The organism is Vibrio sp. SCSIO 43153 (genome assembly GCF_023716625.1).
GTDB lineage: Bacteria > Pseudomonadota > Gammaproteobacteria > Enterobacterales > Vibrionaceae > Vibrio > Vibrio rotiferianus.
Genome location: NZ_CP071855.1, coordinates 802,259 through 814,133 on the forward strand (window position 1 = coordinate 802,259; position 11,875 = coordinate 814,133).

The 11,875-nt window shown below is 43.5% G+C and carries 11 protein-coding genes; 4 read left to right on the forward strand and 7 right to left on the reverse strand.

Features of this window, described 5'->3' with window-relative positions; genetic code table 11:
- Positions 1 to 147: 147 nt before the first annotated feature.
- Complete coding sequence (gene cysZ, locus J4N37_RS03765) at positions 148 to 885, reverse strand: sulfate transporter CysZ (RefSeq protein ID WP_252041690.1); 738 nt, start codon at positions 883 to 885, stop codon at positions 148 to 150.
- A gap of 291 nt (positions 886 to 1,176) precedes the next feature.
- Between cysZ and zipA the strand changes: the two genes are divergently transcribed.
- The 4 genes from zipA (at position 1,177) to J4N37_RS03785 (ending at position 6,576) form a co-directional block, all read left to right on the forward strand.
- Complete coding sequence (gene zipA / locus J4N37_RS03770) at positions 1,177 to 2,133, forward strand: cell division protein ZipA (protein WP_010446730.1); 957 nt, start codon at positions 1,177 to 1,179, stop codon at positions 2,131 to 2,133.
- 88 nt (positions 2,134 to 2,221) lie between these two features.
- Positions 2,222 to 4,234: an NAD-dependent DNA ligase LigA gene (gene ligA / locus J4N37_RS03775; RefSeq protein WP_045385371.1), complete on the forward strand. Its 2,013-nt coding sequence runs from the start codon at positions 2,222 to 2,224 to the stop codon at positions 4,232 to 4,234.
- Positions 4,235 to 4,746: 512 nt separating this feature from the next.
- On the forward strand, positions 4,747 to 6,132 hold the full coding sequence (locus J4N37_RS03780; RefSeq protein WP_010446732.1) for a hypothetical protein: 1,386 nt from the start codon (positions 4,747 to 4,749) through the stop codon (positions 6,130 to 6,132).
- A 75-nt stretch (positions 6,133 to 6,207) separates the two neighbouring features.
- Entirely contained in the window at positions 6,208 to 6,576 is a 369-nt protein-coding gene (locus tag J4N37_RS03785) for a DUF2799 domain-containing protein (RefSeq protein ID WP_010446733.1), read from the forward strand.
- A gap of 601 nt (positions 6,577 to 7,177) precedes the next feature.
- On the opposite strand, the gene J4N37_RS03790 is transcribed toward J4N37_RS03785, so the two are convergent.
- From J4N37_RS03790 to J4N37_RS03815, 6 genes are all read right to left on the reverse strand, one after another.
- Positions 7,178 to 7,639, reverse strand: coding sequence for an NfeD family protein (locus tag J4N37_RS03790; RefSeq protein ID WP_045385374.1), 462 nt, complete (start codon positions 7,637 to 7,639; stop codon positions 7,178 to 7,180).
- Between the two features lie 9 nt (positions 7,640 to 7,648).
- Positions 7,649 to 8,563: an SPFH domain-containing protein gene (locus J4N37_RS03795; protein ID WP_010446739.1), complete on the reverse strand. Its 915-nt coding sequence runs from the start codon at positions 8,561 to 8,563 to the stop codon at positions 7,649 to 7,651.
- Between the two features lie 159 nt (positions 8,564 to 8,722).
- Positions 8,723 to 9,577: a thioredoxin family protein gene (locus J4N37_RS03800; protein ID WP_010446759.1), complete on the reverse strand. Its 855-nt coding sequence runs from the start codon at positions 9,575 to 9,577 to the stop codon at positions 8,723 to 8,725.
- 198 nt (positions 9,578 to 9,775) lie between these two features.
- Positions 9,776 to 9,958, reverse strand: a complete 183-nt coding sequence (locus J4N37_RS03805) for a hypothetical protein (RefSeq protein ID WP_077201018.1) — start codon at positions 9,956 to 9,958, stop codon at positions 9,776 to 9,778.
- Between the two features lie 74 nt (positions 9,959 to 10,032).
- Positions 10,033 to 10,860, reverse strand: a complete 828-nt coding sequence (locus tag J4N37_RS03810) for an SDR family oxidoreductase (RefSeq protein WP_010446761.1) — start codon at positions 10,858 to 10,860, stop codon at positions 10,033 to 10,035.
- A 37-nt stretch (positions 10,861 to 10,897) separates the two neighbouring features.
- A complete protein-coding gene (locus J4N37_RS03815; RefSeq protein ID WP_038885316.1) occupies positions 10,898 to 11,815 on the reverse strand; it encodes a TIGR01777 family oxidoreductase in 918 nt (305 codons plus the stop codon).
- Between the last annotated feature and the right edge of the window lie 60 nt (positions 11,816 to 11,875).

Below are 11,875 nucleotides of genomic sequence, written 5' to 3' on the forward strand. Positions count from 1 at the left end.
ACGTTTTGTGAATATGGGTAAAAGAATATGCGGTATGAAAAAAAGGGAAAAGGATTAAAAAGTTATATCTTATGAGGTTGGTCGAGAATTAAACAAAATGAAAGGGGGAGGTATGTGGAGCCTCCCCTAATCGGATGAAAACGCGCTTTATTGTTGATGCTTAAACTCGGTGACCCACATTGCAGTCGCACCACAGACGGCAACTGGCATCACGATGAGGTTAAGAATTGGAATGGTCGTGAATACAGAAACCAACACACCAAAGCCATATGCCTTACCTTGCTTTTGTTTCAATTTGTAACGCATGTCATTGAAAGGCACTTTATGATTATCAAATGGATAGTCACAGTACTGAATCGCCAACATCCAAGCCGTGAAGATGAACCATAGGATTGGTCCCACAGTTTGACCTAACGCCGGAATTAGTAGAAGTAAGAATAAGCCGATGGCTTTTGGTAATACATAGAGTAACTTTCGCCATTCACGCGCAAGAATTCTAGGCGTGTCTTTGAGTAAGGCTTTTAGTCCATCATCGTTAAGCTTTTTTCCAGTTAAAGACTCTTCTACTTTTTCAGCAAGCAGGCCATTGAAAGGCGCGGCGATAAAATTTGCTAGGGTGCTAAAGAAGTACGAGAAAGTAGCGAGGATGGTCAGTGCTAATAGTGGCCATAAAATGTACGTAAGCCAAGATAAGAACTCGGGTAGTTGCCCAATCCAACTCTCTATCCAGAGATTCAAATTAGAAAATAAATAATAGATAGCGCTACCAACCAACAAAATATTGGCCATTAATGGCAATACTACAAATCTTCTCAGTTGGGGAGAAAGGGCTAGTTTAAGCCCATAGAAAAAGTACCCAAATCCACTACGCTGTTTTATATCCACAGATTCCTAATCTCTTGTCATAAACGGTAAAGGCTCCATTGTAACCACCTAGTGAACAACTGCAATGTCGTAGCTCGCCCCAGCGACTCTTTGTACTAAAAGTGATAATCATGACTGAGGATTAATTTTCGTGGCAAAAATCACAACAAAAAACGGAACTTCTTGCATTAAGTTGTTCTAAACCAGCATACAGTTTTGGTAAAGTACATCTATCTATAGAATTTTTGGCGCTTAGCGTGACTGCTTCAGGATACCCAAAGGCAGTTTTACTAAGGATATTGAGAGTAAATAATGCAGGAATTGCGATTCGTACTCATCGTTGTTGGTGGTTTAGCCATTGCAGCGTTGTTGTTCCATGGTTTGTGGACAAGTAAAAAAGAAGGTAAAGCCAAATTTGGGGATAAACCATTAGGTAAGCTCGATAATGATCTGGTTGACGAGCAGAGCTTAGCTGGTGGTGACTTTGCTCCTGCGCCTGAAGATGATTTTGAGATAATCCGTAAAGACCGAAAAGAGCCGGATTTTGGTAGCAATGATCCTTTTGAGAAGAATATCGAATCGGATCCTTTGATTAACCACGATCCTCTTATTGATGGTGTTCCAGATACGGAGCCAGTAAAAAAGCCTTCAGCTATTGTAGAGCAAGAGAGTGAGTTGCCAGCGTTTAGCGCCGTTGCCGATGAAGAAGTCGAAATCGAGGCGCCAGTTGTTCAACCTAAAGAGTCGCTAAAGGAACCGCTTGAAAGTACCCTTGTAGAAGATACCGAAGAACAAGCGTTGCCAGAAGTGATTGAGCCAAACGTAGTAGAAGAACCAAAGCCAGAGCCAGAAATGCAGGTGATCATATTAAATGTGCACTGTGCTGGAGAAGACCCGTTTGTGGGAACTAAGCTGTTCGATAGTCTTCAACAAAATGGTTTGATCTACGGTGAAATGAACATTTTCCACCGTCATGTAGACTTATCTGGTAATGGCAAAGTGCTATTCAGCGTTGCAAACATGATGCACCCAGGCACGTTGGAGCACGGTGATCCAGCTGAGTTCACGACCAAAGGCATTTCATTCTTTATGACGCTACCTTGCTATGGTGAAGCGGATCAAAACTTCAACCTTATGCTGCGTATTGCACAACAAGTAGCGGATGATATGGGTGGTAACGTACTGGACGATCAACGTAACTTGATGACGCCAGATCGATTGGCATCATATCGACGTCAAATAGTTGAGTTTAATGCTGCTAACGCATAACCTTAACACCAAATAATGATAGGGCTCCGTTAGGAGCCCTTTTTCTTAGATTCCCAACCTCATTGAACAATATACACGGGGCTTTAATATGTCTGAATCAGTACATCAGCGACTAGAAGAATTAAAAGAGTCGTTGCATTACCACGCTGTTCGTTACTACGTGGAAGATAACCCAGAGATTCCAGACGCAGAATACGACCGTATGATGCGTGAACTATTGGATATTGAAGCCGAGCACCCAGAGTTGGTGACTGTTGACTCTCCAAGCCAACGTGTTGGTGGTCAGCCACTGTCTGAATTCAGCCAAGTCACTCACGAAGTGCCAATGCTGTCGCTAGATAACGCTTTTGATGATGCAGAGTTAGACGGCTTTCATAAACGTGCTCAAGACCGTGTTGTTGGTCATAGCATTAAACAATACTGCTGTGAGCCAAAGCTTGATGGCTTGGCGGTAAGCCTATTATACGAGAACGGCGTACTGGTTCAGGCAGCAACTCGTGGCGATGGTACAACAGGTGAAAACATCACTGAGAACGTGCGAACTATCAGTGCAATTCCTCTTCGACTGCAAGGCAATGATTGGCCTGCTCGACTCGAGGTCCGTGGTGAAGTGTTTATGCCCAAAGCGGGTTTTGACAAGCTTAACGAGATCGCTCGTCAAAAAGGCGAGAAAGTATTTGTTAACCCGCGTAATGCAGCGGCGGGTAGCCTACGTCAATTAGATTCACGTATTACCGCTTCGCGTCCACTGAGCTTTTACGCATACAGTGTTGGTGTTGTTGAGGGCGCTACACTTGCCAACAGTCACTACGAGCGATTCTTGCAAATCAAATCTTGGGGCTTACCAATGTGCCCTGAAACCAAGCGTGTCGACAACTTAGAAGAGGTCAAAGCTTACTACCAGTATATTCTCACGCGCCGTGAGGCTTTAGCTTACGAAATCGACGGCGTAGTAATCAAGGTTGATGACATTGCTATTCAAGAGCAATTGGGATTTGTTGCTCGTGCTCCGCGTTGGGCAATTGCCTACAAATTTCCTGCTCAGGAAGAAATTACAACGCTAAATGAAGTCGAGTTCCAAGTGGGTCGTACCGGTGCAATTACCCCTGTCGCTAAGCTTGAGCCAGTGTTCGTTGGTGGTGTGACGGTCTCTAACGCTACGCTTCATAACGCAGACGAGATCGAACGCTTACAAGTGATGGTCGGTGACCAAGTTGTTATTCGTCGCGCTGGTGATGTGATTCCACAAGTTGTATCGGTGATTAAAGAGCGCCGTCCAGAGACGGCTCGTGAGATCATCTTCCCGAATGCTTGTCCAGTATGTGGCTCTCACGTTGAGCGCATCGAAGGGGAGGCGGTAACACGTTGTACTGGCGGTTTAGTTTGTCAGGCTCAACGTAAAGAAGCGCTGAAGCATTTTGTGTCTCGTAAGGCTCTTGATGTGGACGGCTTAGGCGATAAGGTGATTGAGCAGCTGGTGGATCGTGAAATGGTGGAAACCCCAGCTGACTTATTCAAGCTCTCTGCGGGCGTATTGACGGTTCTAGAGCGAATGGGACCGAAATCGGCGACCAACGTTGTGAATGCGCTTGAGAAGTCAAAACTAACAACGTTGCCACGTTTCTTGTACTCGCTCGGTATTCGTGAAGTAGGGGAGGCGACTGCAGCCAACCTAGCACAGTACTTCAAAAACCTCGATGCCATTCAACAAGCCACAGAAGAGCAGTTGATTGAAGTTCAAGACATTGGTGTGATAGTAGCGAAACACATTACCACCTTCTTCAGCGAAGAGAAAAACCAAGTAGTTGTACAAGACTTGTTAGAACAAGGTATTCACTGGCCAGAAATTGCAGCACCACAAGAAGGGGTAGAGCTGCCTTTGGAAGGGAAAACGGTCGTGTTAACTGGCACTCTTTCTCAGTTAGGCCGCTCAGAAGCTAAAGAAGCGCTACAGAATCTAGGAGCGAAAGTGACAGGCAGTGTATCTAAGAAAACAGACATTCTGTTTGCAGGTGAGAATGCTGGTTCTAAGCTTGCAAAAGCGCAGGAGCTAGGTATTGAGATTCAAACTGAACAAGACTTACTCAATTTGATGAAATAACCCACCTAAAAAAACAAAAAATTGCCTTCAAGAGCCCAAAGCTGTTCAAGTTTTGGGCTTTTTGTTTGCGCGTAATAAGTCACACATTAGCACTAATTTACCTCGCTTTTTTTATTCAGTGATCAATGTCTCTCCTTTAAATATTGAATTAATATCCCCTACAGCCATGCGACGCACTTCAAACTAACTAATGAGTTATTTACTTAAGCTATTGTTATTCATGTATTTATTTATGGTTCCAACTAGTAGTGACAAAAATCAGATCTAGATCAATAACTTAGATGGAACTTTGGCGTGGCTCATATTTTTTTAGAAAAAAAATAAGTTCTATTTGGATGTTTTTAGCTGCGAAGTTAGTCTTAAAGTCATGGATACACGGTGTGTATGCAGGAGCTAAAAAAAACCAAATTAGAAATGATTAGGTTTAATCAGGAAATTGACTTCTTGCCTTCGGCGGCCAACTAAAGGTGAGGAAAACAAGTACAGCTATATCCATTTTTAGGAGTTTTTCCATGGACAAATTTTTTAAAGTATCTGCGATCACTGCAGCAATGATGGGCGCAATCGCTGCTGCTCCAGCAATGGCTGAAGACCCTATGGGTCCTGAGTATGCTGATGCAGTTTCTGAGTTTTTCTCAGAATCAACAATTAGCGGTAACCTTAACTTTTGGATGCGTGCTCGTGACCGCGGTAACGTAGATGCTAACGGCAACGATACCAAGAAAACGACAAACCTAGACCATGGCTCTATTTTTGCTAATCTAGGCTTTAACTCTGGTTACGTAGGTGGTGTTGCAGGTCTTGATGTTGTTATCTACAGCACTTTCGACATGTGGCAAAACGGTGGTGCTGACCACGAAATGAACTTCTGGGGTGTAAATAACCCTTATGATAAGCAACCAAAAGACAGCGCATGTTCTAACGTTTGGACTGACTGTACTGATAACGGTGTATCGTTTGCTACTGCAGCAGCTAAGTTCAAATTTGGTGAGAATGTAACTGCTAAGTTAGGTTACTTCCAGCCTTCAGTTCCTAGTTCTCTTGGTGTGAACTGGTCTTTCGCTCCAGGTTCATACTTAGGTGGTGAGATTGGTGGCTCGGTTGCTGGTTTAGATCTTGGTTTGGTTGTTGCAACTGAATACAAAGCCCCATGGTTCAAAGAAACTTATGAGTTCCAAACAACCAAAGGTGAAGATGCAGGCACATTGTACTCAATTGGTGGTCGTTACACTCTAGATAATGGTATTTCTCTTGATGCTGCATACGGTGGTCTATCTGATGGTGACCGTTGGAATGCTCATTTCAAAGTGAAAGGTACTACTGAAGGTGGTCTATACTGGTCTCCACAACTATACATCGTTGATGACAGTGAACAATATGATAGCACTGCATTCCAACTAGCTCTTTTAACTAGCTTCTCTTCAGGTCAGTACTCTTACCGTGCAGAAGCAACATACACGGGTGCAGATTCCGGCGACTCAGCAGTTGTGGGCAACATGTCTTACCGTTTAACAAGCCAATACGGTGGTTCTAATGGTGCTTACGAAATCTGGTGGAACAACCGTTCTGACTTTAACCATGATGAAGAGCTAGCGGTATTCGCATCTGTATCTCGCGACTTCTCTGACATTGGTGGCAAAGGTTTCAGCGCTGGTATTAGCGGTGCATATGGCTTCGGTTCATCTGTTCAAGGTTACGATGACCTAACAGAATACGCATACAGTGCTTTCGCTAACTACGCTATCCAAGCTGGTGCTCTTAAAGATGCACACATCAGCTTCTACTACACTAACTACTTCAATGACACTAATGCTCCAAACTGGACTGGTTACACAAACTTGTTCCAAGACGAGGAAGATTTCAAGTTAGTGTTGGCAATCCCATTCTCTGTGAAATAAGAGAACTTGTTTAGTTAACTACTGTCTATAAAGCTGAGCACTTGCTCAGCTTTTTTTATTTCTTTGGGGTGGGTTATGAATAGAAAAATATTGATTATTCCAGCTTTATTAATTGGTTTACAAGCTTGTTCGTCAAGTCCGAAAACAGCATCAGAATACTGGATGGGACAAGGTGAGAGGTTCGGTTCAAATGGTTATAGTTATCAAAATGACACTATTGAAATGTTGAAGCTGAAAGTCCCGTTTGATGAAGAAGCTTATAAGAGTGGTTATGAGCTAGGGAAAAAGGAATATTGCGATCCATTTAAGGCCTTTGAAAAGGGAATCCAAGGACTAAAATATACTGACCAATGCAGAGGGCAGCCACAAGAAGTGATGATCAAAGCAGAATGGCAAAGGGGATGGGATGCATTTATTGGTGCGGATTTCTACAGATTTCGTTGATGAATAACATTCAAAAGGGCCACTAGCTTTGCTGGTGGCCTTTTTGTGGTGGTTGCTTCGTTCTGAAATGTGTTTATGCATGAAGGACTAGTTATGACTACTTATGCTCACCACCATACATTTTGCATAATTCTCTCGGAAGGTGTTTGACTGTCCCATCGCTAAACGTACAATCTACACCAGCTCCAAATGCATGCCCTGCGCTATTTTGAGCTGAAACGCTGGTTACTGAGAATAATAGTCCCACAGCAAAAACTAGGCTTAAGATTTTCATAGTACATCCTCTTACTTACCAAAAATATAAGCATCAAAGTGAAATGCTCATGCGTTAAGTATGTATAGAGACCAAGAAAGATCAAAAATTAATTCAACAGTGTTTTATTTTTTAAAATAAATTTAGATTACGAAAAAGGAAATATATTTTTCTATGTATCTGAATTATTCGACTCGAATAATTGAATGGTAAATAGAACTGATAGAATACTAATAATATTTCTATTACTTAATTTCTATGGATAATTTAAATAAGTCGATGAAATAAAAGAGGTAGTTGGAATAAATATGAAATAGGGTGCTTTACACCCTATTATTTTGACACAAATCAGCGAGAAACAGGCTTAATCTTAAGAATAATACCTTCTACAGCCACAATCTCGACTCGAGTTCCTGCTGGTAAATCGTGCTCAGATTCTGCTGACCAAGTTGAATCCGCTATTCTTAAGCGATTCATCCCTACCTTGAAGTCTTCTTCTAAAGTGACAATGTTGCCGATTAATTGTTTGTGTTTTTGGTTGAGATCTCGGGACTCATCACCTTTGCGATCTTTTGACCATTGTTTTCTCCACCATAGCCATGTTGTTACTAAGCTAAAAGTAGCAAATGCAAGCCATTGCATCTGCCAACTGATGGGTAAGAAGGACATAATGGCGCCCACGATCAGCGCTGAGATGCCTAGCCAAAGAAAGTAGCCAGCGGTTCCCAGTAATTCAACGGCAAGCAACGCGAGGCCAAATGCAATCCAATGCCAGAATGTAACACCTTCTAATAGGCTAAATAGATCCATACGCAGGCCTTAGTCTTTACTTTGTTTGAACATTTCTGCGATACCAGCTACTGAGCCCATGAGGCCTGTTGCTTCGAGTGGCAGCATGACGATCTTACCATTTTCTGCTTGGCCGATGCTCTTTAACGCTTCGGTGTAACCTTGGGCAATGAAGTAGTTTACAGCTTGTACATCACCTTTTGCGATGGCTTCCGATACCATGTAGGTGGCTTTCGCTTCTGCTTGAGCTGCCCGTTCGCGAGCTTCAGCATGTAAAATTGCGGACTGTTTTTCACCTTCTGCTTTGAGGATTTCTGATTGCTTCTGGCCTTCTGCTCGTAAAATTTCTGCTTGTCGAACACCTTCTGCTTCTAAGATTTCGGCACGTTTGTTACGTTCAGCCTTCATTTGGGCATTCATCGCCGCAGTGAGATCTGCAGGTGGTTGAACGTCTTTGATTTCAATACGAGTAACTTTTACGCCCCAAGGGTTGGTTGCTTGGTCGACAATAGAGAGCAGTTTGGTATTGATCATGTCGCGTTGGCTGAGCATCTCGTCCAGTTCCATTGAGCCAAGCACGGTACGAATGTTAGTGAGGGTTAGGTTGCGAATGGCATGTTCTAGATCGTTAACCTCATAAGCGGCTTTTGCAGCATCGATGACTTGAACAAAACCTACCGCGTCGATGACTACATTGGCGTTATCTTTGGAAATAACTTCTTGAGCAGGAATGTCGAGAACGCGTTCCATCATATTGACCTTTTGTCCGACACGGTCGACGAAAGGAATGATTAGGTTGAGACCTGGCTTTAAAGTGTGGGTATAACGCCCAAAGCGTTCAACTGTCCAGTTATTGCCTTGTGGAACGGTTTTAATTGCAGAGGCGAGGATGACGACGGCTAAAGCAACGAAAATACCGATGGTTATCAATGAGTCAATTGGCATGTGCTATTCCCTTAAATGCATAATAATTAATCCATTCTTACGCATTTCGCTTTATTAAACAATCGTAGAAATGAGAGGTTTGATAAATTCCGAATAAAATAAAGGCCGGAGATTTTCCGGCCTTTTCTATTCAAACTCTTTAACTTTACGAAGATTTGATTAGTACAAAATCGAGTAAAGTTGACGGCGGTATTTGCTTGCCAATGCGTTACCTTGGCCAAGTGCGCTCAAGATATCCATAAAGACTTTCTTCACTTCACCGTCTTGTGCACCGAGGTTGGCTTTGAGAATGTTCCAAAGTAGCTCAAGTGCTTCTTCATCACGGCCGACTTGGTTGTATTGAACTGCAAGCTCACACGCGAGTTCTAAATTATCAGGGTTTGCGGCTAGCTCTTGTTCAAGGCGTTGAAGCTCTGGGCTATCTGCGGCTTGAAGATGTAGATCTAACTTCGCGATCAAACCTTTGTAGTAGTTGTCTTGGTATTCCAGTGGAATCGCACCCAATAGCGTTTGTGCCAATTCAAACTGCTTGGTTTCCAGTAAACAATCTGCCATCGCTAGTTTTACATCACCACGGTTTTGAAGCTCTTCCGATAACGTTTGTAGAATCGCCAAAGCTTGAGCATGTTCACCTTGTTGGAGCAGTTCGCTGGCTTGCTTCAACTGCATTTCATCTTGGCTTGGTAGATGTTTTTGCAGCATTGCCGTAATCGCGTCAATTGGCTGAGGGCCACCCATCCCATCGACTGCTTGACCATTCATAAACAATGCGATGGTCGGTAGCACTTGCACGCCGAATTGAGAAGCAAGAGCAGGCTGCTGTTCACAGTTCAATAGAGCAAGGGTGAAAGCGCCGTTGTATTGCTGAGCCAGCATTTGTAATTCAGGAATCACTTGTGCACTTTCTGGTTGAGCACTCGCCCAAAAATGAATCAACACCGGCGTGTTCATTGATCCTTCAAGCGTTTCACGGAAGTTTTGTTCTGTTAACTCAACGATAAATGGGGATTGCATCAGAGTATCCTTGCTTTTTGTTTCTTGTCGTTGATTGTAGATATGGAGTTGATATTTGGGAAATTCAAGCGATAGAAAGGAAAAACGCTGCCGAAGCAGCGTATTCCTGATAGCAAGCGAAAGTGCTATTAAATTTGGCAAGTCCAGCACGGGTTAGAGAGTCTTGTTAGACGTTATAGTTGTGTGCTGGGTGTGGTATCAAAATAGGATGAACATGGTCAACACTACACCCACACTAAGCCAGTTAAGCTGATTTAATGTCATTATTGTCTCGCGAAAATACAAAACAGAAAGGGTGGCGATACCAAATCTAAAGTGAGTATCCACATCGCGTTCAGGCTCGATGGATGAAGATACTAACCTAGAAATTGATTCGAACATTGAGGTTTTCTTAACCTACATGCTCATAATGACATCACATTGTTACGATAAAATTACATTGTGATAAAAAGTTTTTATGCTGCTTGTCGCAAAATTTTATCAAGAAGACGAGTTGGTAATAGGCGCTTTAAAACGGCAAAGACTTTAGTTGGTGTGGTGATTCTGTAGCGAATCTTTGGTTTATCACTGTTGAGTGCGTGAAGCACGGGCTCAATACAAGATTCAGCAGGAAGCACAAACTTGTTGTTCGACTTGTCGTTATCTAAACGCTGCTTCTGCCCTTCGTAAGCTGCTCTGTGGGCGCTGCTTTCCACATCAATCCACTGCTCAAACGCCTTTAAGGCATTCTGTCTAAACTGGGTCTCTATCGGCCCTGGTTCGATCAATGCAACCTTGATGTTGGTATCCATCAATTCCAAACGTAGGGTGTCTGTCCAGCCTTCTAGCGCGAACTTAGATGCGTTATAGGCGCCACGATACTTCATGGCGGCAAAGCCGAGTACGGAGCTGTTTTGGATGATGCGCCCTTCACCCTGTTTACGCATGTGCGGTAGCACTTCTCTTACGAGTTGGTGCCAGCCGAAGAAGTTGGTTTGAAATTGTGCTTGAAGGGCCTCTGTCGGCAAGTCTTCCAAAGCACCCGGCTGACCGTAAGCGCCATTGTTGAAGACGGCATAAAGTTTACCCTCAGCTAGCTCGAGCGCTTGCGCGACGCCGGATGAAATACTCTCAGGATCATTAAGGTCAAGCTTAATACACGTTAAGCCCTCGTTGGTTAGGCGTTCGATGTCTTGGTCTTGTCGGCAGGAAGCAATGACGTGGAAGCCTTCCTTTTGCAAAGCATGGGCACATACGTAACCGATGCCAGTGGAGCATCCGGTGATAAGAACTGACTTTTTCATGGTATAGGGCTCACTGAGAGGGCGTGAGCCTTATGATTCAACAACTTCGGTCTTGAAGCAAGTGTTTGAGGGCTGGGGCAACTCTAGAGTAACTGAACTTGAAGCCGAGTTCGGTTAACTTTTTCGGCTTAGCTCGCGCACTATCGAAGAGTAGGCAAGCTGCCTCGCCCATGGCTAACTCCATCACCCATTTAGGAGAACGCATGAAGTGGGGACGCTTTAAGGTTTTTGCTAATGTCTTGCTAAAAATACTGTTGGTAACTGGATGGGGAGCGCATAGGTTAAAGAGTCCATGAGCATGAGGCGTTTCTAATAGGTACATTATTGCTCGCACCATATCGAGTAAGTGTATCCAAGGCATATACTGGTTGCCGCTACCCAGTGGCCCACCCAAACCAAACTTGTAGGGAGGGATCATTTTTGCCAACGCGCCACCATTTTGGCCAAGTACGATACCAGTGCGTATTATACAAACTCTAGTTTGCTCAGATTCGGCATGTTTTGCGATTTGTTCCCATTTTTCACAAACTTGATGGGCAAAGCAGTTGCTATTCACATGCAACGCTTCATCAAAGGGGTGATCCTGTTGGTCGCCGTAGTAACCAACAGCGGAACCACTTATAAACACCGAAGGTGGCTTGGTGCTGGCATGAATCAGCTCGACAATTCGCTCCGTTATTTTCCACCTACTACTGCAGATAAGCTCTTTTTGCTGCTTGGTCCAGCGTTTATCTGCAATTGGCTCTCCTGCGAGGTTAATTACGGCATCAATGTCGTTGAGATCTTCAAGGGAGTTAAGAGAGTCTAAGTATTGAATATTTCCAACATCAGCATGCTGAAGACGCTGTTTTGCCTGTGCGGGATTGCGAGTTAACAAAAGTACTTGATGAGTTGTGAGTAACTTCATCAATTCTGAACCAATAAAACCAGTGCCGCCAGTAAGCAGTATCTTCATGGTATCCCTTTGAGTTAAAGACATATTTACTCATTATAGTCTTTTTTGACTGAGATGATC

Bases quoted from the DNA above. Each gene is read 5' to 3' on its own strand.
- J4N37_RS03795 (WP_010446739.1), bottom strand. From the start codon at position 8,563: ATGCCAATTGACTCATTGATAACCATCGGTATTTTCGTTGCTTTAGCC.
- ligA (WP_045385371.1), top strand. From the start codon at position 2,222: ATGTCTGAATCAGTACATCAGCGACTAGAAGAATTAAAAGAGTCGTTG.
- J4N37_RS03800 (WP_010446759.1), bottom strand. From the start codon at position 9,577: ATGCAATCCCCATTTATCGTTGAGTTAACAGAACAAAACTTCCGTGAA.
- zipA (WP_010446730.1), top strand. From the start codon at position 1,177: ATGCAGGAATTGCGATTCGTACTCATCGTTGTTGGTGGTTTAGCCATT.
- J4N37_RS03805 (WP_077201018.1), bottom strand. From the start codon at position 9,958: ATGTTCGAATCAATTTCTAGGTTAGTATCTTCATCCATCGAGCCTGAA.
- J4N37_RS03790 (WP_045385374.1), bottom strand. From the start codon at position 7,639: ATGGATCTATTTAGCCTATTAGAAGGTGTTACATTCTGGCATTGGATT.
- J4N37_RS03815 (WP_038885316.1), bottom strand. From the start codon at position 11,815: ATGAAGATACTGCTTACTGGCGGCACTGGTTTTATTGGTTCAGAATTG.
- J4N37_RS03785 (WP_010446733.1), top strand. From the start codon at position 6,208: ATGAATAGAAAAATATTGATTATTCCAGCTTTATTAATTGGTTTACAA.
- J4N37_RS03810 (WP_010446761.1), bottom strand. From the start codon at position 10,860: ATGAAAAAGTCAGTTCTTATCACCGGATGCTCCACTGGCATCGGTTAC.
- J4N37_RS03780 (WP_010446732.1), top strand. From the start codon at position 4,747: ATGGACAAATTTTTTAAAGTATCTGCGATCACTGCAGCAATGATGGGC.